We start from the raw sequence: 24,372 nt of genomic DNA, 5'->3' as shown, positions 1-24,372 counted from the left end.
CCTATGACGGACCACAAACAGGCTGCCGTAGGTACCAACGAATGTGTGACAGAACACCTAAAACTGGAGGAATGAATGAGTGCCTACCGCACCGTCGTCGTCGGAACCGATGGGTCCGAATCGTCTTTGCGGGCTGTGGAGAAGGCCGCCGCTCTCGCCGGTGATGCCGACGCGACTCTCGTGATCGCGTGTGCGTACTACCCGGCCGATCCCAAAGATACGAGCAAGGCTGCCGACGCTTTGCGTGAGGACGCGTACCAGATCACCGGTTCTGCCCCCACACACGACATCCTTCGTACTGCCCGCGAGCACGCAACGAAGGCGGGCGCCAAAACCATCGACGAGCGCGCAATCGTCGGCGCGCCGGTCGAGTCGCTGCTGGAGTTGGTCGACGAGGTCAAGGCCGATCTGTTGGTTGTCGGGAACCGTGGTTTGAATTCGCTGACGGGCCGCCTGCTCGGTTCGGTTCCTTCCGACGCAGCTCGGAAGTCCACGTGTGACGTTCTGATCGTGCACACGGTGCGGTAGCCCTCGGTCTCTTCGAAGAACGTCGATGGCCCGGTGGAGATGATCCACCGGGCCATCGACTTCGTTCACGGCACGAGAGCGTCGAACGGCTCCAGAGCCGACAATTCCGCGGGCAGCGGACGAGTGTGGACGACGCCCATCCGCTGAGTCGCGCGGGTGAGCGCGACGTACAGGTCACCCATTCCGCGGGGCGATTCGTCTACGATGTCCATCGGTTCGACGATTAAAACCGAGTCGAATTCGAGTCCCTTTGCGTCCTTCACGGTCGAAACGGTGACGACGTCGGAGCGTAGGTGTGCCATCGATTCCACCAGCGCGTGCGGGGCGAGGACAGCGCTGATGCCGGGGCGGGGGTGCTCGGCGAGTCTGTCTTGCACTGTCGCCACGAGTTCGTCGCCCGTGGTGTGCTGCGCCCACGGCACCTGACCGGAGTCACGCACCGATCGTGGAACGGTCTGCACCGGATCGATCGCGGCGAGGACATCACGCGCAACTTTCATGATTTCCGACGGTGTTCGATAGTTGACCGTCAATTCGGTTCGCTTCCAGCGTTGTGCGACATAGGGTTCGAGTACCTCGCTCCAGGACGTCGTTCCGGCGGGATCCCCGGTCTGGGCGACATCGCCGACGAGCGTCATCCACCTGTTCGGAACTCGACGCATCACCATCCGCCACGCCATATCGGACAGTTCCTGTGCTTCGTCGACGATGACATGACCGTAGGTCCACGTGCGATCTCCTGCGGCACGCTCGGCGGTGGTCAGCTTGACGCCGGAATCTTGTCTGCTTGCAAGCTGACTGGCGTCGACGAGGTCGTAGGCCATCAGGATTTCCGGATCGAGTTCGTCCTCCAGGTCCTGCGGTGCGGAACCGGTGAGGATGTCCAGCGCGCCCTGGGCGTCGGCGATTTGGTTGCGCCACTGTCGATTTGCTTGCTCTCGCTCTGCGGCGTCATCGATGCCGAGGAGTTCGGCGAGTTCGTCCAGAAGCGGTGAATCGGCCGAGGAGAAACCGCGTGATCGCCGGAGCAACGACGCGCGTTCGCTCTCCGTGAGCTCGGGGGCGGCGGCGGCAATGCGTTCCGGGGACGCAAACAGGTCTCGAAGTACCTGCTGCGGACTCAGATCCGGCCACAACTCGTCGATCGCGGCCATGACGTCCGCATCTTCTTTCATCTCGTCACGCATGTCCGCGATATCGTCCCGACTGAGCAGACTTCCGCCGTCGATGACGTTCTGACCCAACCGATCGGCGAGCTGCTGGGCGAGCCCTTCGACGGCCGACGCCACGAACAGAGGTCGCGCGAGGTTGTGTGGTCGCCGAGATGATCGCGCGCGCCCACGGGCGCGGGTGACGAGCTTTCGGTCGAGGGTGATCTCGTAAGTGTCGAATCGCAGCTTCTTCGGCGCGGTGGGCACCTCCTGACGGTCACGCACGGCCTTGGCCAGTATCCCGACCATGGCAGTGGAACCCTTCACCTGTGCCGCAGTGGGGGATTCGTCGAGCGTCGCGCGTACGCCCGGGTAGAGGTTGCCAATGGTGGACAGTAAGACGCCCGTTTCGCCGAGCGAGGGGAGTACCTGGCCAATGTAGTCGAGGAACGTGGCGTTGGGGCCGATGATCAGAACGCCACTCTTCGCGAGTTGCTGCCGGTAGGTGTACAGGAGATACGCGGCGCGGTGCAGTGCCACAGCGGTCTTGCCGGTACCGGGGCCGCCCTGAACGACGAGGACGCTTCGATGCTCCGAGCGGATGATCGTGTCCTGTTCGCTCTGAATTGTCTCGACGATGTCGTTCATGTGGCCGGTGCGAGCGGCATCGAGGGCAGACAGCAATGCGCTCTCGCCCGCGACTCCCGTCGCGTCGGAGTTCAATCCTGCCTCGCGCGCTGCGGCGAGGTCGAGATACTCGTCGGCCAACGACGTCACTCGCCGACTCCTCGTGCGTATGTGGCGGCGACGTAGAACGTCGTCGGGGGCCGCAGGAGTGGCGAGGTAGAAGGGACGTGCCATCGGTGCGCGCCAGTCGAGTAGCAGTGTTTCGTAGTCGTGCGCCTCGTCGAGAATTCCGACGCGACCGACGTAGCGAACGGGTGTGTCGTCGTCGGGACTGAGATCGATCCGTCCGAAGCACAAGCCGTTCTCGGCAGCGTCGTACTTGGCGATGTCGTCGTTGTAGAGGTTGGTGAACGATTCGCGTTCGCTGCGCGCCTGTGGAGTGCCCCCGGTCTGAAGCAGAACAGTGCTCAGGCGATTTTGCGCGTACCTGCGCAACGCATCGAGTTGGTCGTACAGCATGGTGACATAGGACTGTTCGCGGTCCTGGTCGGACAAGTCCCGATCAGTAGTCACGACGGTGTCGTCCGCGGTGCTGTCGGGAACAGAGGGGCCGTCGTCCGGCAAAGGATCTCCTCGGGAGTTCGGCTGAAATTCGGCGCAAAACAAGCCAAAGCAGTCTACGACGAACAAGAGCCCCGCCGCAGAACCGCAGTTCAGGGCGGGGCTCCGTGCCCTCGTCGAGTCGGGAAAGCTAGTTGGAGTACTTCTGCACGCGCTTGTCGAGATCCTGGCGCGCCTTCTCGACCCTCTTTTCGAGCTTCGCGCGAGCCTTCTCGGTCGCCTTGTCGAATTCACGGCTCTGCTTTTCGGCGCGCTTACGGGCACGCTTGCTGAGGCCGTCGGCGCGGACGGCCGCGGTCTCGGCCCACTTACTGCCGCGATCCTGAGCAAGGTCGACCAGCTCCGCACCGCGATCGGCGGCCGTGCCTGCCCACTGTGAACCGCGCTTCTGTGCGAGGTCGGCGAGTTCAGCGCCGCGGTCCGCCGCATTGTCGGCGAACTTGGATCCGCGCTTCTGCGCTTGCTTGGCGAGCTTCGAGCCGCGCTTGGTCGCCAATTCGGTGAGCTCTTCGCTACGGTCGGCAGCCTTGTCCACCAGCTTGGAGCCGCGCTTCTGGGCAACCTTGGCCAGATCCTGGCCACGGTCTGCGGCCTCGTCGGCAAGTTTCGATCCGCGCTTTGCGGCCTCCTCGGCCAGCTTGGAGCCGCGTTTCTGTGCGACCTCGGCGATGTCGGAACCGCGGTCTGCGGCCTTGTGTGCCCACCGGGAAATCACCGGTTGTGCGGCGTCCGACAGGTCGGAACCCTTGTCAGCCGCGACCTCGGCCCAGTGCGACACGACTGGCTGCGCTGCCTCGGCGAAGTCCGAACCCTTTTCTGCTGCGACGTCGGCCCACTTGGAGACGACCGGCTGAGCAGCCTCGGCGAGTTCCGCACTGCGTGAGGCTGCGACGGACGCCAGCTCCTTGATGCGGCCGGATGCGACTCCGAGATGATCGGCGGTGTCGTGCGTGCCGGGCAACGCGGCAACGACGGACTCCTGCGCCTTTCGGGCTGCCCGACGGCCGCGCCACGCGAGCGACGGCTTGCCTTCGGTGTCGACGGCAGCGATCAGAAGTCCACCGAGCAAACTGACGTTCTTGAAGAACTGGGTGCGCTGGGCGGCCTTGGCGGCCGGGTCGGTCTCGTTCCAGAACGCGTGCCCGGCGACGGTCGTCGGAACAAGGCTGCCTGCAAGGGCGAGCGACGCGATCCGCGGCGCCTTACCGGTCGCTAGCAGAATTCCGCCGCCGACCTGAATGGCACCGTTGATGCGAACCAGAGTCTCCGGGTCACTGGGTACGTTCGCCGTCACGCTGTCCGGCAGCGTGTCCTGGCCCTGCTCGATCAGCGGTGTCGCAACCTTGGCCTTTCCAGCGGGATTGCGGAGCGCGTCGATGCCTCCGGCGATGAAGATGGTCGACATCAGCGGACGGGCGATACGGCGGACCAGCATTGACAGCCTCCTGGTTGGTTCGTTGAATGAACATCGTTTGTCGACGCGCCTTAGCCGTCTACCGGTCGGGAAGGGCGCGTCGTTCCACCGTAGCCATACCCGGCGTTTTCGGGTTTCAAGCGCGGCCGCGTTTCACCAGCCGCGTTCGCGCCATTCGTCGAGGTGGGGGCGCTCGGCGCCGAGAGTCGTATCCTTACCGTGCCCTGGGTAAACGATCGTGTCGTCTCCGTACTTGCCGAAGATTTTGGCGCTCACGTCCCTGAGGAGCTGCGTGAAGTTCTCGGAATCCGACGTCTTGCCGACGCCGCCCGGAAAGAGCGAGTCCCCGGTGAAGAGGTGGGTGACTCCGGTGTCCGAATCGGTCAGCGCAAGCGCAATCGAGCCTGGTGTGTGACCGCGAAGGTGAATTGTCTTCAGTGTGAGTTCACCCACGGACACAGTGTCTTCGTCGCCCAGAAGCCTGTCGGGCGTGACGGGAAGCGGCTCGGCGTCGAGGCTGTGCGCAGCGGTGGGAGACGCGGTGCCGCCCGCGATGTCCTCGAGGGCCTGCCAGTGGTCGGCGTGCTGATGGGTCGTCACGATCAGAGTGAGAGTCGGAGCGTTCTCGTCGATCAATTGAGAGAGCCGTGCAGCCTCGTTCGCTGCATCGATCAGCAAAGCCTGCCCAGTAATGGAACAAACGACCAGGTAGGAGTTGTTATCCATCGGGCCGACCGAAATCTTTGTGATGGTGCCACCGGAGATGGTTCGTCGCTGCGGCGTCGATCCCTGAGAGACCGCGCCGGTGTACTGGTCGTCGATGACCATGAGGTGCTCGTCCATTTCGAGGAGGCTACCGTCGGCGCGGGTGAGTTGCCTGTTCGCCCCCGGAGTCGAGTGGGCATCGCCGAAAACGTGTCGGTGGGTCGGCCTAACATTGCGACGGCGTGAGTTTCGTCTTCGCGCGAGTATCAACGAAGCTCGGTTCGATCGGGCCGGTCGGTGGTAAGCGACCGATGTTCGACTATTCCGACAAGAAGGGAACACTGTGGCGGATCGCCTGATCGTGCGAGGTGCGCGTGAGCACAACCTACGGGGGGTCGACATCGACCTGCCACGCAACAGCCTCGTGGTCTTCACCGGTCTCTCGGGCTCCGGCAAGTCGTCACTGGCTTTCGACACCATTTTTGCCGAGGGGCAGCGTCGATACGTCGAGTCCCTGTCTGCATACGCCCGCCAGTTCCTCGGTCAGATGGACAAGCCGGACGTCGACTTCATCGAAGGGCTCTCGCCCGCGGTGTCCATCGACCAGAAGTCGACCAACCGAAACCCGCGTTCGACGGTCGGCACCATCACCGAGGTGTACGACTACCTGCGCCTGCTGTTCGCGCGTGCGGGCACCGCGCACTGCCCGGTGTGTGGCGAGAAGATCGCCAAGCAAACCCCACAGCAGATTGTCGACCAGGTCCTCGCAATGGAGGAGGGCATCAAATTCCAGGTGCTCGCCCCTGTGGTGCGCACGCGCAAGGGCGAATTCGTCGATCTCTTCGAGTCCCTCAACACCCAGGGATATTCCCGCATCCGGGTGGATGGTGTCGTTCATCAGCTGAGTGATCCACCGAAGCTCAAGAAGCAGGAAAAGCACGACATCGAGGTTGTCGTCGACCGACTTACCGTCAAGACGAGTTCGAAGCAGCGCCTGACCGATTCGGTCGAGACCGCGCTCAAGCTTGCCGACGGCATTGTCGTTCTCGACTTCGTCGACCGCGACGAAAATGCGCAGGACCGCGAGCGCCGGTTCTCCGAGAAGCTGGCCTGCCCCAACGCCCATGCGCTGTCGATCGACGATCTCGAGCCGCGCTCGTTTTCCTTCAACTCGCCGTACGGCGCGTGTTCGGAATGCCTGGGCCTCGGCGTGCGCAAGGAAGTCGACCCCGATCTCGTCGTCCCCGATCCGGATCTGTCGCTGGCTGACGGCGCCATCGCGCCCTGGTCGATGGGTCAGACGTCCGAGTACTTCGGTCGTCTCCTGTCGGGTCTTGCCGACGCCATGGGGTTCGATCTGAACGCGCCGTGGAACAAGCTCCCCGCGAAGGTGAAACGCGCCGTTCTCGAGGGCAGTGAGCATCAAGTCCACGTCAAGTACAAGAACCGGTACGGCCGGACCCGCTCGTACTATGCCGAGTTCGAAGGCGTCATGCCGTTCCTGCATCGCAGGCTCGAGCAGACCGAGTCGGAGCAGATGAAGGAGCGCTACGACGGCTACATGCGCGACGTGCCCTGCCCTGCCTGCAACGGCGACCGCCTGCGGCCGGAAATCCTGTCGGTCACGATCGAAGCGGGCAACTTCGGTTCCAAGTCGATCGCCGATGTGTGCCGACTCTCGATCTCCGATACCGCGGACTTTCTGAACAGTTTGACGCTCGGTGCGAAGGAAGAAGCCATTGCCGGCCAGGTGCTGAGGGAGGTACAGGCCCGTCTCGGTTTCCTGCTCGACGTCGGTCTCGAGTACCTGTCGCTGTCCCGCGCTGCAGGCTCGCTCTCGGGCGGCGAGGCTCAGCGCATTCGCTTGGCCACTCAGATCGGATCCGGTCTCGTCGGTGTTCTCTACGTGCTGGACGAGCCGTCGATCGGTCTGCACCAGCGTGACAACCGGCGCCTCATCGACACGCTCACGCGCCTGCGCGACCTCGGGAACACGCTCATTGTCGTCGAGCACGACGAGGACACCATTCGCACGTCGGATTGGGTCGTGGACATCGGCCCGCTGGCCGGCGAGCACGGCGGCCGCGTCGTCCACAGCGGCTCCTACGAGGACCTGCTGACCAACGAGGAATCACTGACGGGCGCGTACCTGTCGGGCCGACTCGAAATACCCCTTCCCGACTTTCGGCGGGTAGTCGACAAGAAGCGTCTGGTGACAGTCGTGGGTGCTCGCGAGCACAATCTCCGAGGGATCGACGTCAGCTTCCCGCTGGGAGTCCTCACCTCGGTGACCGGTGTGTCGGGATCGGGAAAGTCGACATTGGTCAACGACATCCTTGCAACGGTGATGGCCAACAAGCTCAACGGTGCTCGCCAGGTACCCGGCAGGCACACCCGTATCAACGGACTGGATCAACTGGACAAGCTGGTGCGCGTCGACCAGTCGCCGATCGGTCGAACGCCGCGATCCAATGCGGCTACCTACACAGGTGTGTTCGACAAGATCCGAACGCTGTTCGCCGCCACCACCGAGGCGAAGGTTCGCGGTTACCAACCCGGCCGTTTCTCGTTCAACGTCAAGGGCGGTCGCTGCGAGGCCTGCTCGGGCGACGGAACGCTCAAGATCGAGATGAACTTCTTGCCCGACGTGTACGTCCCCTGCGAGGTCTGCAACGGCGCGCGGTACAACCGTGAGACGTTGGAAGTGCACTACAAGGGCAAGACCATCGCCGAAGTGCTGGACATGCCCATCGAGGAGGCCGCGGACTTCTTCGAACCGATCACTTCTATCCACCGCTATCTCAAGACGTTGGTCGAGGTCGGCCTCGGGTACGTCCGTCTCGGGCAGCCTGCAACGACACTCTCCGGCGGTGAAGCGCAGCGCGTCAAGTTGGCGTCAGAGCTGCAGAAGCGCTCCACCGGACGAACCGTCTACATCCTCGACGAGCCCACGACGGGTCTGCACTTCGAGGACATACGCAAGCTGCTCGGCGTAGTCAACGGGCTGGTGGACAAGGGAAACACCGTCATCGTCATCGAACACAACCTCGATGTCATCAAGGTGAGCGACTGGGTCATCGACATGGGACCCGAAGGTGGGTCCGGTGGCGGAATGGTCGTAGCGCAGGGCATGCCGGAGGACGTCGCGGCCGTTCCCGAGAGCTACACGGGCAAATTCCTGCAGGAAGCACTCACCGTCAAGCCGGCCGTCGATGCGAAGAAGGCCCCCGTGAGAAAGCGTCGCCCGCGCAAGACCGCATCGGTCTGACGATTCTCGGTACGACAACGCCCCCTCGGTCCTGGTCAACCGAGGGGGCGTCAGTCGCATCCGAAGGGACTGGTCAGTAGACGGGTCCCGTGTACTTCTCTCCGGGCCCCTTGCCCGGCTCGTCGGGATACGCTGAATTCTCGCGGAATGCCTTCTGCAGAGCTTGCAGTCCTTCGCGGATGGGGCCTGCGTGCGGTCCCAGGTATTCGACCGATGCCGTGACGAGTCCCGCGAGCGCGGTGATGACTCGTCGGGCCTCGTCCAGATCGAGGTACGGGCTGCTCGACGGGTCGGCTTCGGAAAGGCCGAGTTTCTCGGCTGCGGAACTCATCAGCATCACCGCTGCACGACTGATGACTTCGACTGCCGGGACGTCGGCGAGCTCGCGTACGTCGGGTCCGTCGACTGGTTCGGGTGTGCTCGTCATACTTACGAGGATGTCACGGGGTATGACGGCGGCACGAAGCAGCGCCGATTCGGCGTATCACCGTTTCGGCTGGTACTGTCTGTCAACGACCGTCTTCGACGTGCCTTCCACCCAATGGTCGGCATGTACGGAGGCAGCAAGTGGAGCCCGACTCCCACCGGTACGCAGCCTCATTACTGCTTCCGGTCCGGTCGCTCGACGAGATATTCGACGAGCTTCCTCGCAAGAGGAGATACGCAGCAGCAGTGTTGTGCATCGATCGGTCGACATCGGGCCCTGCACCAGCGGAATGCTGGAGCAGGGTTTTTGCGTTGAGAGGGACAGTGCCTAGTCAGGCACTGTGTTCCATAAGACGAGATGTCGAAGGATTCGGGCAGGCGGGCTGTGCCAGAGGCAGGCGGTCGGCTCGACCCCACACCGCACTACCTAGGAGGCCCCATCAGCACTGAGACTCGCATCAACGATCGCATCCGTGTTCCCGAGGTTCGTCTAGTTGGACCGGGCGGTGAACAGGTGGGCATCGTGCGTGTTGAAGATGCACTCCGCTTGGCTCTCGAAGCCGATCTCGATCTCGTAGAAGTGGCTCCCGACGCACGTCCGCCGGTCTGCAAGATCATGGACTACGGGAAGTTCAAGTACGAGGCAGCGCAGAAGGCGCGCGAATCGCGCAAGAACCAGACACTCACCGTTATCAAGGAGCAGAAGCTCCGACCGAAGATCGACGCCCACGACTACGAGACCAAGAAGCGCAATGTGATTCGCTTCCTCGAAGCCGGGTCCAAGGTCAAGGTCACCATCATGTTCCGCGGGCGTGAGCAGTCGCGTCCCGAGCTCGGTTTTCGTCTGCTGCAGCGTTTGGGTGCAGATGTCGCCGACCTCGGTTTCGTCGAGACTTCTGCGAAGCAGGACGGCCGCAACATGACGATGGTGCTTGCTCCCCACAAGGGTGCCAAGACTCGCGTCAAGGCACAGGAAAGCGCTGCGGCACCGCCTGCGCAGCGTGCAGTTGCGCCGGCCGCCGAGCCGACGCCGGCAGCACAAGCCGCTGTCGAGGAAGCTCCCGCGGTCGCAACACCGCCCAGCAGCTGAAGCCATAACGACCAGTAAGACAGTCCGATCCGGCGTTTCACCGGATCGGACTGTGCCGAGCTCGACCGAAGAGCAACACAGAACTGAGGACTCCATGCCCAAGCAGAAGACCCACAGTGGCGCCAAGAAGCGATTCAAGGTGTCCGGCAGCGGCAAGATCCTGCGCCAGAAGGCCGGCCGTCGCCACCTGCTGGAGCACAAGCCCACCAAGGTGACCCGTCGTCTCGACGGTGTCGCAGTTGTCAAGAAGGCCGATGTGCCGCGGATCAAGCGCCTTCTCGGCATCTGATCTGGACTTCGAACAGTCGGATAGCTTTACGCCGACGCCTCCCATTACCATTCGGGGTTTTGTTTCAAGCCCCCAGATCGACAGGATTTACCAGTGGCACGCGTAAAAAGGGCGGTCAACGCCCAGAAGAAGCGCCGTTCAATTCTCGAAGCGTCCAAGGGCTACCGCGGACAGCGCTCACGTCTGTACACCAAGGCCAAGGAGCAGCAGCTCCACTCGCTCACCTACGCGTACCGCGACCGCAAGGCTCGCAAGGGTGACTTCCGCAAGCTGTGGATCACGCGTATCAACGCTGCAGCGCGGGCCAACGACATCACGTACAACCGCTTCGTCCAGGGCCTGAAGGCAGCTGGCGTCGAGGTCGACCGCAAGATCCTCGCCGAGCTCGCTGTGTCCGACGCAGCGGCATTCGCAGGCCTCGTGGCAATTGCCAAGGCTGCATTGCCTGCCGACGTCAACGCTCCTGCCGGAGAAGCAGCCTGAGCAAGCTGACGCACGACGATCACGATCCGAGACGACCCGTGGACTCGCTCACCGAGCGGACTCCACGGGTCGTTTCGGCTGTCAAGCTGCTTCGCGCGGCCGAGCGCCGTAAGACCGGTCTGTTCCTTGCCGAAGGATCCAACGCGGTCACCGAGGCAGTGCGCGCCGGCGTGGTGGTCGAGTTGTTCTTCCGCGAGGATTCCGCGGAACGCAACGGCGTCGTACTCGACCTGGCGCACGCCGAAGGGGTTCGTACGCATCCGATTACGGAGCGCGCGGCGAAAGGGCTGTCGGACACCGTCACCCCGCCCGGCATCGTGGCGGTATGCAGAGCAGTCGACGTCGACGTGACGGCGGCTCTTGTCGGCACTCCGCAGCTCGTCGCCGTTCCGGTAGAAGTGTCCGAACCGGGAAACGCCGGCACCGTCATCCGCGTCGCTGACGCGGTAGGAGCGAACTCCGTCGTTCTCCTCGGAGATTCTGTGGATCCGCACAACGGGAAGTGTGTGCGCGCGTCCGCGGGAAGTCTTTTTCACCTCCCCATCGCACGCGAGCGATCGGTGGACACCGGTCTCGACGCGCTGCGCTCGTCGGGGCTCACGATTCTCGCGACCGCGGCCGATGGTGAAGTCGACCTCGACGACGCAGACGAACTCTTGTCGGGCCCGACGGCCTGGTTGTTCGGAAACGAGGCGCACGGACTGTCGCCGTCGGTGGCAGCTGCTGCAGACCACCGCGTCCGAATTCCCATTCACGGCCGCGCCGAGAGCTTGAACCTCGCCACTGCGGCGGCCATTTGCCTCTACTCCAGTGCCCGCGCTCAGCGCAGGTCCGCGCATAAATGACTTTGTCGCTCGCCTAGGATCGAGAAGTCTGTCGTCCAGCGATATCAACCACCATCAAGGAGTTGCACCTCTCGTGGCGAAGAAAGAAGCCGACAACGCCCAGCCGGTCGATCCGAGCGTGCTGGAGCCCGCTGCGCTCGAGTCAGCCGCAGCCGGGGCAGAGAAGGCGTTCGACGACGCGAAGAATCTGGACGAACTCACGAAGGTGAAGATCGATCACATCGGCAATCGCGCACCGCTGGCGTTGGCGCAACGCGCACTCGGCGCGATTCCAGGTAATCAGAAGGCAGACGCGGGCAAGCGGGTGAAGCTGGCACGCGACCGCGTGCAGAAGGCCTTCGACTCTCGTCGCGAGGTGCTACTGGCCGAGCGAGATGCCGCAATCCTCGTCGCCGAGACGATCGACGTGACGTTGCCGTCCGATCGCCGTCCAGTTGGCGCCCGTCACCCCATCACCATCATCGCCGACCAGGTCGCCGACGTGTTCGTGTCCATGGGCTGGGAGGTCGAAGAAGGCCCGGAGGTCGAGACCGAACATTTCAACTTCGACGCTCTCAACTTCCTGCCGGACCATCCCGCACGGACGATGCAGGACACATTCCACATTGCACCGGAGGGATCTCGGCAGGTTCTGCGCACGCACACCTCACCGGTGCAGGTTCGCTCGATGCTGTCGCGTGAGGTGCCGATCTACGTCGTATGCCCGGGGCGCACGTTCCGTACCGACGAATTGGACACCACGCACACTCCTGTTTTCCATCAGGTCGAGGGCTTGGCGATCGACAAGGGCTTGACGATGGCGAATTTGCGCGGAACGCTCGACGCGTTCGCCAGGGCGCTCTTCGGCGAAGAGACGCGGACTCGAATGCGGCCCAACTACTTCCCGTTCACCGAGCCGTCGGCCGAGGTCGACGTCTGGTTCCCGAAAAAGAAGGGTGGCCCCGGCTGGGTCGAGTGGGGCGGCTGCGGAATGGTCAATCCGAAGGTGTTGCGGGCCAGTGGAATCGACCCCGAGGTGTACTCGGGGTTTGCGTTCGGGATGGGCCTCGAGCGGACTCTGCAGTTCCGCAACGACATACCCGACATGCGCGACATCGTCGAGGGAGACATCCGCTTCACGTTGCCCTTCGGCGTCGGCGCCTGACCCGAGTACTGCCCTTACCGAATTTTCACCCGTAGAAAGAGCTGAGCAGACGTGCGAGTTCCACAATCCTGGCTGACCGAGGTTCTGCAGCGGACAGCGCCGCAGTGGAAGGTGACACCCGAGGAACTCGACGAGGGATTCGTGCGCGTCGGTTTCGAGGTCGAGGAGCTCGACTCCCTGGACAACGTCACCGGACCACTCGTCGTCGGACGTGTCACGACGATCACCGAGCTCACCGAGTTCAAGAAGCCTATTCGGTTCTGCCTGGTGGACGTCGGAAACGACGAGCCACAGGAAATCGTGTGTGGTGCGCGGAACTTCGTCGAGGGGGACCTGATCGTTGCGGCCCTCCCCGGCAGTGAACTTCCGGGTGGGTTTTCCATTGCTGCACGAAAGACCTATGGGCATACCTCGGCCGGAATGATTTGCTCGACGCTCGAGCTCGGTCTCGGTCGCGATCACGCCGGCATCCTGGTGCTACCGGAAGGCACCGCGAACCCGGGCGACGACGCCAAGGCTGTTCTCGGTCTCGACGATTCGGTGATCGAGCTCAACGTGACGCCGGACCGCGGTTACGCGTTCTCGGTCCGAGGTCTCGCTCGTGAACTCGCGAGCAGCTTCGACTTGGAATTCGCGGACCCCGCGCAGGGCCCCGTGCAGAACGCCGAGGGTCAGACATGGCCGACGACAATCGATCCCGAGTCCAAGGTCTCGCGATTCGCGCTGCGTAAGGTCAGTGGAATCGACCCCAAGTCGGTTACCCCGTGGTGGCTGCAACGACGCTTGCTCCTCGCCGGGATCCGACCGATATCGGCCGCGGTGGACGTCACCAACTACGTGCTTCACGAGCTGGGTCAGCCGCTGCACGCTTTCGATGCATCCAAACTCACCGGCGACATCGTCGTACGTCGCGCGAAGTCGGGCGAAAAGCTGACGACCCTCGACGACGTGGAGCGCACGCTCGACGCCGAGGACGTCGTGATCGCTGACGACTCCGGTGCGATCTCTCTCGCCGGAGTCATGGGAGGGGCATCGACCGAAGTGGGGGACGACACCGTCGATGTCGTGCTCGAAGCAGCGACGTTCGACCCGCTTGCGGTGTTCCGTACCGGCCGCAGGCACAAGTTGTCGAGTGAAGCGAGCAAGCGTTTCGAGCGCACCGTCGATTCCGCGCTTCCTGTCGCGGCGTTGGACAGAGCTGCGCAGTTGTTGGTCGAGATCACAGGCGGCCGCATCGAGCCGGTCCTGACCGACATCGGGGAGCCGCATACGTTCCCGGCAGTCCGCATGGCGCTTGACCTTCCCGACCGTGTTGCGGGAGTTACCTACCCGAACGGAACCGCGTCACGCAGACTGACGCAGATCGGCTGCGACGTCGAGGTCGACGTCAACGAACTCGGCCACGGTGAACTCGTCGTCACGCCGCCCACCTGGCGACCCGACCTGCAGCAGCCGGCAGATCTTGTCGAAGAGGTACTGAGGCTGGAGGGGCTGGAGCAGATTCCGTCGGTTCTGCCCGCGGCGCCTGCCGGACGCGGGCTGACCGCCACGCAGAAGCGCAAACGCGCAGTCGGGAAGTCGCTGGCGTTCGCCGGATACGTCGAGGTGTTGCCGACGGTGTTCCTGCCGACCGGTGTCTTCGATACGTGGGGCCTGCCCGCTGACGATGTCCGCCGCCGGACGACATCCGTTCTCAATCCGCTCGAGGCCGACCGACCCGAGCTGGCATCGACGATTCTGCCCGGATTGCTGGAAATCCTCGCCCGGAATGTGAGCCGTGGCCAGCGGGATCTCTCGCTGTTCGGAATCGCGCAGGTCGTACGCCCCGGCGACCACACCGTGCCCGTCGAGGCGATCGCAGTGCACGCACGTCCGAGCGAGGAGGAGATCGCTCACCTCAGGGGATCGCTTCCGGATCAACCGGTGTACGTCGGTGCGGTCCTGACCGGAAGTCGCGAGCCGTCGGGACCGTGGGGTCAGGGCCGCACCGCTGATGCGTCCGACGCATTCGCTGCAGCGCGCACGATTGCGGCCGCGGCCGGTGTCGACATCGAGTTCCGTGCCGCGCAGTACCTACCGTGGCATCCGGGCCGCTGCGCAGAATTGCTCGTCGACGGGGTCGTCGTGGGGCACGCGGGCGAGCTGCATCCGGCGGTTCTCGAGCGCGCCGATCTGCCAGTGCGTACATGCGCCGTCGAGCTGAACCTCGACGCACTTCCCATCGTCGAGGCGTTGCCCGCACCCATCGTGTCCCCGTTCCCGGCAGTCCTGCAGGACGTCGCTGTCGTCGTCGACGCATCGGTTCCCGCCGCCGACGTCGAAGCAGCTCTGAGAGCCGGAGCAGGCGAGCTCCTCGAGAGCATCCGCCTGTTCGACGTCTTCGAAGGCGAGCAGGTCGGTGCGAACAAGAAGTCCCTCGCGTTCGCACTCGTCTTTCGGGGCAGCGATGGCACTCTCACCGAAGCACAGGCCACCGAGGCACGTGACGCCGCGGTCGCCGCTGCGCAGGGATCGGTCGGTGCCGTTCTGCGCGGCTGATCGTGCGCAGTCCGTAGCCTGGTCGTAGAAGCTTTCCAACCTCGGGAGGACATATGACTTCGGACGATCGGAACGATATCGCCGTGCTGCGCGAGGTGCTCTCCGCGGTGAGTGGCCGTTCGGCGCTGGCACCCGTACATGCGGCGGCTTCTGCGTTGCTGGCCGAGCTCGATACGACGCGAGCCGAACCGTCGACTGTGCCACCGGGTGATATCCCGGACGTCGATGTTCCGCAGACGACGAAGCCCACGATCGACCAGCCCTTGGGGGATCCGCCCGGGTATTCGCCACTGGGAGGAATGCCCGCCCAGGTCAGACCAGGAGTCATCGATGCCGAGCTAGTCGACGACAGTGGCATCGACGGGGCGATAGGTGGGGGAGTGAGTTCGGGGTTCTCCAATCACGAGTCTCCGACCGGGTTCACCGACCAAGGTGTGCCGACCTGGGACAGTGTTCGTGACAAGGTGGAAGGGCGGACTACCACTGCGCTCGGCCAGGAGGAACTCGACCACGCGACGCCGGCTGGCCGTACGCTCGACGAACAGTGGAACGAGCGCGAGGCTGCCGGTCGTAAGAAGCTCGACGAGATCAGGCAGTCGATGAAAGAGCGCTGATTCGACACCCCCATATGAATGAGCTTGCATGATGATGCATAATCAACCGTATGGACGATGTGAAGGACGGCCCACTGCGGATTGCAGTCGCGGGGGCGAGCGGCTATGCCGGTGGCGAGATCCTGCGATTGTTGCTTGGACATCCAGGCGTTCAGTCGGGGCGACTCGTCATTGGTTCGCTCACCGCTGGCGGTAATGCGGGCGCGACGCTCGGTGAATTCCATCCGCATCTGTTGCCTCTAGCCGATCGAGTCCTCGCCGAGACCACCGAAGACGAGCTGAGCGGACACGACGTCGTCTTTCTCGGATTACCGCATGGGAAATCGGCTGAGATCGCGCAGCTACTTCCCGAGTCGGTGCTCATCATCGACTGCGGTGCCGATTTCCGGTTGTCCGACGGCGCGGCCTGGGAAAAGTACTACAAGTCACCGCATGCGGGTACATGGCCGTACGGCTTGCCCGAGCTGCCAGGTCATCGTGAGAAGCTCGTCGGCGCGACTCGCATAGCCGTCCCCGGGTGCTATCCGACGGTGTCGAGCCTCGCACTGGCTCCCGCTGTCGCTGCCGGAATCGTCGAGCCTCGGGTCAACATCGTTGCCGTCAGTGGAACCTCAGGAGCAGGCCGAGCGCCGAAGGCCGATTTGCTCGGTTCCGAGGTCATGGGATCGGTTCGCGCGTACGGCATTGCCGGCGCTCACCGCCACAACCCCGAGATCGTGCAGAATCTTTCGGCCCTGTCACCCGAACCGGTGACCGTGTCGTTCACCCCGGTTCTCGCGCCGATGCCTCGCGGAATTTTGGCGACCTGCACTGCGCGCACCACCGCGACGCAGGAGCAGGCTGTCGAGGTATACGAGAAAGCTTATGCAGCAGAACCTTTCATCTTCGTTCTCGGCGAGGGTCGGTTGCCGCAGACCGGTGCGGTGATGGGTTCCAATGCAGTCCAGCTCAGCGTCAGCGTCGATACCGATGCCGGCCTCCTCGTCGTGGTGGCCGCGATCGACAATCTCACCAAAGGCACTGCCGGAGCGGCGGTCCAATCCATGAACCTGGCCCTCGGAATCCCTGAGACCGACGGTCTCTCGACAGTAGGAGTTGCACCGTGAGCAGCATTACCGAGACCGCATCGGTGCCGGGCAAACTTGTTCGGACGCAGGGCGTCACGGCGCCCGCCGGCTTCAAGGGTGCGGGGATCGCCGCCGGTATCAAAGTCAGCGGCAAGCCCGATCTGGCTCTGGTGTTCAACGAAGGACCCGATACCGCTGCGGCCGGTGTGTTCACCCTGAACAAGGTCAAAGCTGCCCCTGTCCTGTGGTCACAGCAGGTGCTGAGTTCCGGAAAGCTCCGTGCCGTCGTCCTGAACTCGGGGGGCGCCAATGCATGTACCGGCGCAGGAGGATTTCAGGACACCCACCGCACGGCCGAGGAAGTGGCCACCGCACTGAGCAACTGGGGCACCGAGACCGGTGCCATCGAGGTAGCCGTGTGTTCGACAGGTTTGATCGGTGACCGACTACCGATGGACAAGCTCCTACCCGGAGTCACCGAGGTCGTCCACGAACTCGCGGGCGGTATCTCGGGCGGGACCGACGCAGCGTACGCGATCATGACGACCGACACGGTGCCGAAGCAAGCTGCATTCCACCACGAGAACAAATGGAACGTCGGCGGAATGGCGAAGGGCGCGGGCATGCTCGCACCGTCGCTTGCGACGATGCTGAGCGTCGTCACCACCGACGCCGTCGCCACCGCGGCAGAACTCGACACGGCACTACGCAACGCGACTCGGTTGTCCTACGACCGTTTGGACGTCGACGGCGCGACCTCGACCAACGACACCGTGTTGCTGTTGGCGTCGGGTGCATCAGGTGTCGCCCCGAGCCAGGAGGAGTTGAACGCGGCTGTTCTCGCCGTGTGCGACGACCTGGCCGACCAGATGATGGCTGACGCCGAGGGCGTCACCAAGCGTGTGCTGGTAACCGTCTCGGGAGCAGTCTCGGAGCACGACGCGCTCATCGGTGCGCGAACCGTTGCGCGTGACAGTCTGGTCAAAACTGCATTGTTCGGCTCCGATCCGAACTGGGGTCGCGTTCTCGCAGCCATCGGTATCGCTCCGATCGAGCTCGATCCCGATCGAATCACCGTGTCGTTCAACGGGAGCCCGGTGTGCGTCGACGGAGTGGGTGCCCCAGGCGCCCGCGACGTCGATCTGTCCGGCGAGGACATATCCGTCACCATCGATCTCGGTCTCGGCACCGAGTCAGTGAGCATCAGAACGACTGATCTATCCCATGCCTACGTCGAAGAGAACTCTGCGTACTCGTCGTGACCGGCTTGAATCTGACAGCATCTCAGAAGGCACACACCCTCGCCGATGCGTTGCCGTGGCTCCAGAAGTTCAACGACAAGATCGTTGTCGTGAAGTACGGCGGAAACGCGATGGTCGACGACGAACTCAAGCGCGCGTTCGCCGCGGACATGGTGTTTCTGCGGACCGTCGGCCTGCATCCGGTCGTCGTACACGGCGGTGGTCCGCAGATCACTGCGATGCTGACCAGGCTCGGCATGACCGGCGAATTCCGCGGTGGCTTCCGAGTGACGACGCCCGAGGTCATGGATGTCGTACGAATGGTGCTGTTCGGTCAGGTCGGGCGTGAACTCGTCGGTTTGATCAACAGTCACGGTCCGTACGCGGTCGGTATATCCGGTGAGGACGCGCACCTGTTCACCGCGTCCAAGCGCTCGGTGATGGTCGAGGGCGCCCTGACCGACATCGGTCTCGTCGGCGATGTCACCTCGGTCAACCCCGAGGCAGTACTCGATCTGATCGACGCCGGGCGCATCCCTGTGGTCTCGACCATCGCTCCCGACAAGGACGGTGTCGTCCACAACATCAACGCCGACACCGCAGCCGCCGCACTGGCCGAAGCAATCGGAGCCGAGAAACTCGTCGTCCTGACCGATGTCGAAGGCCTGTACACCAATTGGCCCGATCGATCGTCGCTCACATCCGCGATCGACGTCGACACCTTGACCGCATTGCTGCCGTCACTCGACGCAGGCATGGTGCCCAAGATGGAAGCATGCCTCCGTGCTGTGCAGGGTGGTGTCCCGTCGGCGCACGTCATCGACGGTCGAGTGCCGCACTCGGTTCTCGTCGAACTCTTCACCGGCGAAGGAATCGGCACGATGGTAGAGCCCACCCGGCCGCCCGCGCTCAAGCCCACCCAGCTCACAACCCCAGGAAGTGAATCATGACCGAGCACACCTCGACCCTCGACCTCCAGTCCCGGTGGTCGAACTCGTTGATGGACAACTACGGTGTGCCGCGTGTTGCTCTGGTTCGCGGCGAAGGTGCGGTGGTGACCGACGCCGACGGCAAGCAATACCTCGATCTGCTCGCCGGCATTGCCGTCAACATCCTCGGTCATGCACATCCGGCGGTGATCGAGGCAGTCACGACTCAGCTCTCCACGCTCGGTCACACGTCCAACCTGTACGCAACGGAACCGGGTATTGCACTGGCCGAACAGCTCCTGGCGCACCTGGGCGCGAGCGTGCACGGTCGTGTGTTCCTGTGTAACTCGGGAACCGAAGCAAACGAGGCAGCGTTCAAGATCGCGCGGCTCACCGGTCGGCCCAACATCGTGGCGGCCGAAAACGCGTTCCACGGACGGACGATGGGTGCGTTGGCGCTCACGGGCCAGCCCGACAAGCGTGCGCCGTTCGAGCCCATGCCTGCGGGCGTTCACCATGTTCCGTACGGCGACGTCGCCGCCCTCGAGGCGGCAGTCGACTCCGACACAGCAGCAGTGTTCCTCGAACCGATCATGGGCGAAGGAGGTGTCGTCGTGCCTCCCGACGGCTACCTGGTCGCCGCCAGGGAGATCACTGCGCGCCACGGGGCGCTGCTGATCCTCGACGAGGTGCAGACCGGGATCGGCCGCACCGGCTGGTTCTACGCGCATCAAGCCGTCGGCATCGTGCCCGACGTCATCACCCTCGCGAAGGGCCTCGGCGGTGGACTGCCCATCGGGGCCTGCATCGGGATAGGGGAGGCCGCAAAACTGCTGCATCCGGGCAAGCACGGCACCACGTTCGGCGGTAACCCGGTCTGTGCGTCGGCCGCCCTCGCCGTGCTGCGCACCCTGGCAGACGAAGATTTGATATCCCACGCCGACCGGCTCGGCAAGGTCATCACGCATTCGATCGAAGACTTGAATCATCCACTCGTAAAACACGTTCGCGGGTCCGGACTGCTTCTCGGCGTGGTTCTGACCAAGGCAATCGCAGCCAAAGCCGAAGCCGCTGCACGTGATGCAGGGTTCCTGATCAATGCCGCTCAGCCCGACGTTCTACGCCTGGCCCCGCCTCTCGTCCTCACGGAAGAGCAGGCGGTGTCGTTCGTCGCGGCATTGCCCACAATTCTCGACACTGCCGACGAAACGGATTGACATGGCACTGAAGAACTTCCTTCGGGATGACGACCTGACGCCACAGCAACAAGCCGAGGTTCTCGCTCTCGCTGCCGAACTCAAGCGCGCGCCGTTCTCGAAGCGTCCGCTCGAAGGCCCGCAGGGCGTCGGCGTCATCTTCGAGAAGAACTCGACGCGTACGCGCTTCTCGTTCGAGATCGGAATCGCGCAACTCGGCGGTCACGCTGTCGTGGTCGACGGCCAAAGCACTCAGCTCGGTCGAGAGGAGACTCTGCAGGACACCGGACGAGTCCTCTCTCGCTACGTCGAAGCCGTCGTATGGCGCACCTTCGGCCAGAGGCGTCTCGAGCAGATGGCAACCGGTACGACAGTTCCGATCGTCAACGCACTGTCCAACGAGTTCCATCCGTGCCAGGTGCTTGCCGACCTGCAGACCATCGCCGAGCGCAAGGGCGATCTGAAAGGGCTGCGGCTCACCTACTTCGGCGACGGAGCGAACAACATGGCGCACTCGCTGTTGCTGGGCGGCGTCACCGCGGGAATCGACGTAACCGTCGCGGCGCCGAAAGAGTTCGCCCCGTTGAGCTTCGTCCTCGACGCTGCGAAAGCCCGTGCAGAGGAGACCGGCGCGAAGATCACGATCACGGAGGATCCGCAGGAAGCCGCCACGGGCGCCGATGTGCTCGTCACGGACACGTGGACATCGATGGGGCAAGAGAACGACGGACTCGATCGCGTCGCGCCGTTCAGGCCGTATCGCATAGACACCGAGCTGTTGTCTCTGGCCGAGCCCGACGCTATTGTCTTGCACTGTCTTCCGGCGCACCGCGGTGAAGAGGTCACCGACGAGGTGCTCGACGGGCCGCACAGTGTCGTCTGGGACGAGGCCGAGAACAGGCTGCACGCACAGAAGGCCCTACTGGTTTGGCTACTCGAGCAGGCACGACGACCGTGAGCGAGGAGGTGTCGTCGGTGCCGCTGACGGCGTCGACTCGGGCTGGAAGGCAGGCGCGGATCATCTCGCTCCTGTCGGCTCATCAGGTGCGCAGTCAGCCGGAACTCGTGGCGTTGCTGGCATCGGAGGGTATCGAGGTCGCACAGGCCACTTTGTCGCGAGATCTCGAAGAGCTCGGCGCCATGAAGCTGCGTGCCGCCGATGGAGGAGTCGGCGTATACGTCGTTCCCGAGGACGGCAGCCCCGTCAGAGGTATCTCGGGCGGGACCGATCGTTTGTCCCGGCTGCTCGGCGAGTTGCTGGTGTCGACGGACTCGAGCGGAAATCAAGCGGTGTTGAGAACCCCACCCGGAGCAGCCGGATACCTGGCAAGTGCTCTCGACCGGGCCTCTCTGACCGAGATCGTCGGAACCATCGCCGGCGACGACACAATTTTCGTCATCGCACGCGAGCCGCTCAGCGGTAGCGACGTGGCCGACAAGATCGAAAAACTGGCCCGACGCGCTCACTAGCGCAGGCCGGTCCACGCAACAACTAAGGAGTACACACCCATGGCCGAACGCGTCGTTCTTGCCTACTCGGGCGGATTGGACACATCCGTCGCCATCAGTTGGATCGGCAAGGAGACCGGTCGAGAGGTCGTCGCCGTCGCCATCGATCTGGGCCAGGGCGGTGAGGACATGGAGGTCGTCCGCCAACGTGCGCTCGACTGCGGCGCCGTCGAGGCCGTCGTCGTCGACGCCCGCAACGAGTTCGCCGACGAATACTGTCTCCCGACGATTCAGAACAACGCGCTGTACATGGATCGCTACCCGTTGGTCTCGGCTATCAGTCGGCCGTTGATCGTGAAGCATCTCGTCGAGGCGGCACGCTCGCACGGCGGAACCGTCGTCGCGCACGGATGCACGGGTAAGGGCAACGATCAGGTTCGCTTCGAGGTCGGATTCAACACTCTTGCACCCGAACTCGACGTTCTCGCGCCGGTCCGCGACTACGCGTGGACTCGTGAGAAGGCGATCGCGTTCGCCGAGGAGAACAAGATCCCGATCAACGTCAGCAAGAAGTCACCGTTCTCGATCGACCAGAACGTCTGGGGGCGAGCCGTCGAAACCGGCTTCCTCGAAGATCTGTGGAATGCGCCGACCAAGGACGTCTACGACTACACCCAGGATCCGACGGCGAACTGGCAGTCACCTGACGAACTGATCATCGGTTTCGACAAGGGCCGCCCGGTCAGCATCGACGGTCGTCCGGTTTCCGTGCTCGAGGCCATCCAGGAACTGAACACTCGCGCGGGTGCGCAGGGAGTGGGGCGGCTCGATGTCGTCGAGGACCGTCTCGTCGGTATCAAGAGCCGCGAGATCTACGAAGCTCCGGGCGCGATGGTCCTCATCCGGGCGCACGAGGAACTCGAGCACGTGACACTCGAGCGCGAACTCGGTCGGTACAAGCGACACAGCGATCAGAAGTGGGCTGAACTGGTCTACGACGGCCTCTGGTACTCCCCACTCAAGGACGCTCTCGACACGTTCACCACGCACACCCAGCAGCACGTGTCCGGCGAGATCCGCCTGGCGCTGCACGCGGGTTCGATCATCGTCAACGGCCGTCGCAGCGGCGAATCCCTGTACGACTTCAACCTCGCGACGTACGACGAGGGCGATACTTTCGACCAGTCGTCGGCCAAGGGATTCGTTCAGCTGCACGGCCTGTCGTCCAAAATCGCGAAGAAGAGAGATCTCGGCCTGTGAGCGAACAACACGGAACCAACGAAGGCTCCCTCTGGGGTGGACGTTTCGCGTCGGGCCCAGCCGAGGCCATGGCGGCATTGAGCAAGTCGACGCATTTCGATTGGGTGCTGGCCCCCTACGACATCCGAGCGTCGATGGCGCACGCACGGGTTCTGAACGGCGCAGGGTTGCTCAGCGCGAAAGACCTCGAGACGATGCTCGACGGCTTGCAGGGTCTCGCCGACGACGTCGCATCGGGAGCATTTGCCGCAGCCGAGTCCGACGAGGACGTGCACGGCGCACTCGAGCGTGGCCTGATCGATCGAGTTGGACCTGAGGTCGGCGGTCGTCTGCGCGCAGGCCGGTCGCGCAACGACCAGGTCGCGACGCTGTTCCGGATGTGGCTGCGCGATGCGGTCCGTCGAGTGTCGGCCGGCGTCCTCGATGTAGTCGATGCGTTGGCGACTCAAGCCGCCGCCCATCCCGCTGCGGTGATGCCCGGTAAGACGCATTCCCAGGCCGCGCAGCCGGTACTACTCGCACATCACCTTTTGGCACACACGCATCCGTTGCTTCGGGACGTCCAACGGTTCCAGGATTTCGACAAGCGAGCTGCGGTGTCACCCTACGGTTCCGGGGCGTTGGCCGGGTCATCGCTCGGGCTCAGCCCGGAGAAGATCGCAGCCGAACTCGGATTCGATTCGTCCGCCGAGAACTCCATCGACGCCACGTCCTCGCGAGATTTCGCCGCGGAGGCGTCGTTCGTGCTCGCGATGACAGCGGTGGATCTGTCCCGTCTGGCGGAGGAGATCGTGTCGTGGAGCACCCCGGAGTACGGGTACGTGACGCTCGCCGACGCGTGGTCCACCGGAAGTTCGATCATGCCGCAGAAGAAAAACCCAGACGTCGCTGAACTGACGCGTGGCAAGACCGGCCGTCTGATCGGAAATCTGACCGGGTTGTTGGCGACGCTGAAGGCACAGCCACTGGCGTACAACCGCGACTTGCAGGAGGACAAGGAGCCGGTTTTCGATTCCGTCGCGCAGCTCGAATTGCTGCTGCCGGCACTCGCCGGACTGGTCGGGACGTTGGAATTCCACGTGGATCGGATGGCAGAGCTCGCGCCTGCGGGCTTCACGCTCGCGACCGACATCGCCGAGTGGATGGTCCGACAGGGGATACCGTTCCGTGTCGCGCACGAGGCGGCGGGTGCGTGCGTTCGCGTCGCCGAGTCACGGGGAGTCGGCCTCGACGAGCTGACGGACGAGGAGCTGGCGTCGATCGATCCCTCGCTGACTCCGGCGGTACGCGAGGTGCTCACGGTCGAGGGCTCGATCGCCTCGCGCGATTCCCGGGGCGGCACCGCCGCGGTCCAGGTGGCAAGTCAGCTCGGTGGCGTGCGATCGGCCGCGGAACACGCTCGGGCCTGGCTTGCATCAGGTATTCCGACGCGCTGATGTACCAAAAAAATCAGGGCCGACGGATTCGGTGGCGGGGGTGTGAGAAGC

Annotated in this window: 21 protein-coding genes; 17 read left to right on the top strand and 4 right to left on the bottom strand. The window is 63.7% G+C overall.

Annotated elements, in window-relative coordinates; genetic code table 11:
• The first annotated feature begins 75 nt into the window (after positions 1-75).
• Positions 76-528 (top strand): universal stress protein, encoded by a 453-nt coding sequence (locus tag D8W71_RS18190; RefSeq protein ID WP_121115350.1) that lies wholly within the window; start codon positions 76-78, stop codon positions 526-528.
• Between the two features lie 65 nt (positions 529-593).
• Here the strand turns inward: D8W71_RS18190 and D8W71_RS18185 are convergent, their stop codons facing one another.
• The 3 genes from D8W71_RS18185 to D8W71_RS18175 all read right to left on the bottom strand — a co-directional run bounded on the left by D8W71_RS18185 (position 594) and on the right by D8W71_RS18175 (position 5,184).
• Complete coding sequence (locus D8W71_RS18185) at positions 594-2,825, bottom strand: HelD family protein (RefSeq protein WP_121119499.1); 2,232 nt, start codon at positions 2,823-2,825, stop codon at positions 594-596.
• Positions 2,826-3,057: 232 nt separating this feature from the next.
• Complete coding sequence (locus D8W71_RS18180) at positions 3,058-4,362, bottom strand: DoxX family protein (RefSeq protein ID WP_121115348.1); 1,305 nt, start codon at positions 4,360-4,362, stop codon at positions 3,058-3,060.
• A gap of 132 nt (positions 4,363-4,494) precedes the next feature.
• Complete coding sequence (locus D8W71_RS18175; protein WP_121115346.1) at positions 4,495-5,184, bottom strand: MBL fold metallo-hydrolase; 690 nt, start codon at positions 5,182-5,184, stop codon at positions 4,495-4,497.
• 205 nt (positions 5,185-5,389) lie between these two features.
• On the opposite strand from D8W71_RS18175, the gene uvrA reads away from it, so the two are divergent.
• On the top strand, positions 5,390-8,314 hold the full coding sequence (uvrA, locus tag D8W71_RS18170; protein ID WP_121115344.1) for an excinuclease ABC subunit UvrA: 2,925 nt from the start codon (positions 5,390-5,392) through the stop codon (positions 8,312-8,314).
• A gap of 73 nt (positions 8,315-8,387) precedes the next feature.
• On the opposite strand, the gene D8W71_RS18165 is transcribed toward uvrA, so the two are convergent.
• On the bottom strand, positions 8,388-8,741 hold the full coding sequence (locus D8W71_RS18165) for a DUF1844 domain-containing protein (protein ID WP_121115342.1): 354 nt from the start codon (positions 8,739-8,741) through the stop codon (positions 8,388-8,390).
• Positions 8,742-9,098: 357 nt separating this feature from the next.
• Between D8W71_RS18165 and infC the strand changes: the two genes are divergently transcribed.
• The 15 genes from infC (at position 9,099) to argH (ending at position 24,321) form a co-directional block, all read left to right on the top strand.
• Positions 9,099-9,830, top strand: coding sequence for a translation initiation factor IF-3 (infC, locus tag D8W71_RS18160; RefSeq protein ID WP_442971983.1), 732 nt, complete (start codon positions 9,099-9,101; stop codon positions 9,828-9,830).
• A gap of 94 nt (positions 9,831-9,924) precedes the next feature.
• Positions 9,925-10,119, top strand: a complete 195-nt coding sequence (gene rpmI, locus D8W71_RS18155; protein WP_008715923.1) for a 50S ribosomal protein L35 — start codon at positions 9,925-9,927, stop codon at positions 10,117-10,119.
• 93 nt (positions 10,120-10,212) lie between these two features.
• Positions 10,213-10,602, top strand: coding sequence for a 50S ribosomal protein L20 (gene rplT / locus D8W71_RS18150; RefSeq protein WP_068376203.1), 390 nt, complete (start codon positions 10,213-10,215; stop codon positions 10,600-10,602).
• 38 nt (positions 10,603-10,640) lie between these two features.
• Positions 10,641-11,447, top strand: coding sequence for a TrmH family RNA methyltransferase (locus D8W71_RS18145; RefSeq protein WP_201265120.1), 807 nt, complete (start codon positions 10,641-10,643; stop codon positions 11,445-11,447).
• 73 nt (positions 11,448-11,520) lie between these two features.
• Positions 11,521-12,591: a phenylalanine--tRNA ligase subunit alpha gene (gene pheS / locus D8W71_RS18140; protein ID WP_121115338.1), complete on the top strand. Its 1,071-nt coding sequence runs from the start codon at positions 11,521-11,523 to the stop codon at positions 12,589-12,591.
• A 51-nt stretch (positions 12,592-12,642) separates the two neighbouring features.
• Positions 12,643-15,129, top strand: a complete 2,487-nt coding sequence (gene pheT, locus D8W71_RS18135) for a phenylalanine--tRNA ligase subunit beta (RefSeq protein WP_121115336.1) — start codon at positions 12,643-12,645, stop codon at positions 15,127-15,129.
• 53 nt (positions 15,130-15,182) lie between these two features.
• Positions 15,183-15,743, top strand: a complete 561-nt coding sequence (locus D8W71_RS18130) for a hypothetical protein (RefSeq protein WP_121115334.1) — start codon at positions 15,183-15,185, stop codon at positions 15,741-15,743.
• A gap of 50 nt (positions 15,744-15,793) precedes the next feature.
• Positions 15,794-16,849, top strand: coding sequence for an N-acetyl-gamma-glutamyl-phosphate reductase (argC, locus tag D8W71_RS18125; protein WP_121115332.1), 1,056 nt, complete (start codon positions 15,794-15,796; stop codon positions 16,847-16,849).
• Positions 16,850-16,854: 5 nt separating this feature from the next.
• Entirely contained in the window at positions 16,855-18,072 is a 1,218-nt protein-coding gene (gene argJ, locus D8W71_RS18120) for a bifunctional glutamate N-acetyltransferase/amino-acid acetyltransferase ArgJ (protein WP_201265427.1), read from the top strand.
• The gene (gene argB, locus D8W71_RS18115; RefSeq protein ID WP_121115328.1) at positions 18,069-19,001 is read left to right on the top strand and encodes an acetylglutamate kinase; all 933 of its coding nucleotides are present in this window, start codon (positions 18,069-18,071) and stop codon (positions 18,999-19,001) included. Before argJ ends, argB begins: the two co-directional genes overlap by 4 nt.
• Positions 18,998-20,197 carry an acetylornithine transaminase gene (locus D8W71_RS18110; protein ID WP_121115326.1) on the top strand — a complete coding sequence of 400 codons (1,200 nt, stop codon included), beginning with the start codon at positions 18,998-19,000 and terminating at the stop codon, positions 20,195-20,197. The genes argB and D8W71_RS18110 overlap by 4 nt, the downstream gene beginning before the upstream one ends.
• Position 20,198: 1 nt before the next feature.
• Entirely contained in the window at positions 20,199-21,134 is a 936-nt protein-coding gene (gene argF / locus D8W71_RS18105; RefSeq protein WP_121115324.1) for an ornithine carbamoyltransferase, read from the top strand.
• Positions 21,131-21,646, top strand: coding sequence for an arginine repressor (locus D8W71_RS18100; RefSeq protein WP_121115322.1), 516 nt, complete (start codon positions 21,131-21,133; stop codon positions 21,644-21,646). Before argF ends, D8W71_RS18100 begins: the two co-directional genes overlap by 4 nt.
• 39 nt (positions 21,647-21,685) lie before the next feature.
• Positions 21,686-22,885 carry an argininosuccinate synthase gene (locus tag D8W71_RS18095; protein ID WP_121115320.1) on the top strand — a complete coding sequence of 400 codons (1,200 nt, stop codon included), beginning with the start codon at positions 21,686-21,688 and terminating at the stop codon, positions 22,883-22,885.
• On the top strand, positions 22,882-24,321 hold the full coding sequence (argH, locus tag D8W71_RS18090; protein WP_121115318.1) for an argininosuccinate lyase: 1,440 nt from the start codon (positions 22,882-22,884) through the stop codon (positions 24,319-24,321). Before D8W71_RS18095 ends, argH begins: the two co-directional genes overlap by 4 nt.
• Positions 24,322-24,372 lie beyond the last annotated feature (51 nt).

This window comes from Rhodococcus sp. P1Y, from assembly GCF_003641205.1.
Taxonomy (GTDB): Bacteria; Actinomycetota; Actinomycetes; order Mycobacteriales; family Mycobacteriaceae; genus Rhodococcoides.
The sequence above is the reverse complement of the archived record's forward strand: the minus strand, read 5'-3'. Positions and strand labels throughout refer to the sequence as shown.

Coding starts and splice junctions, on each gene's coding strand:
- D8W71_RS18165 (WP_121115342.1), bottom strand. CDS start 8,741: ATGACGAGCACACCCGAACCAGTCGACGGACCCGACGTACGCGAGCTC.
- argC (WP_121115332.1), top strand. CDS start 15,794: ATGGACGATGTGAAGGACGGCCCACTGCGGATTGCAGTCGCGGGGGCG.
- D8W71_RS18110 (WP_121115326.1), top strand. CDS start 18,998: ATGACCGAGCACACCTCGACCCTCGACCTCCAGTCCCGGTGGTCGAAC.
- D8W71_RS18190 (WP_121115350.1), top strand. CDS start 76: ATGAGTGCCTACCGCACCGTCGTCGTCGGAACCGATGGGTCCGAATCG.
- D8W71_RS18185 (WP_121119499.1), bottom strand. CDS start 2,825: ATGCTGTACGACCAACTCGATGCGTTGCGCAGGTACGCGCAAAATCGC.
- D8W71_RS18175 (WP_121115346.1), bottom strand. CDS start 5,184: ATGGACGAGCACCTCATGGTCATCGACGACCAGTACACCGGCGCGGTC.
- D8W71_RS18130 (WP_121115334.1), top strand. CDS start 15,183: ATGACTTCGGACGATCGGAACGATATCGCCGTGCTGCGCGAGGTGCTC.
- infC (WP_442971983.1), top strand. CDS start 9,099: ATGTCGAAGGATTCGGGCAGGCGGGCTGTGCCAGAGGCAGGCGGTCGG.
- D8W71_RS18095 (WP_121115320.1), top strand. CDS start 21,686: ATGGCCGAACGCGTCGTTCTTGCCTACTCGGGCGGATTGGACACATCC.
- D8W71_RS18180 (WP_121115348.1), bottom strand. CDS start 4,362: ATGCTGGTCCGCCGTATCGCCCGTCCGCTGATGTCGACCATCTTCATC.
- rpmI (WP_008715923.1), top strand. CDS start 9,925: ATGCCCAAGCAGAAGACCCACAGTGGCGCCAAGAAGCGATTCAAGGTG.
- argF (WP_121115324.1), top strand. CDS start 20,199: ATGGCACTGAAGAACTTCCTTCGGGATGACGACCTGACGCCACAGCAA.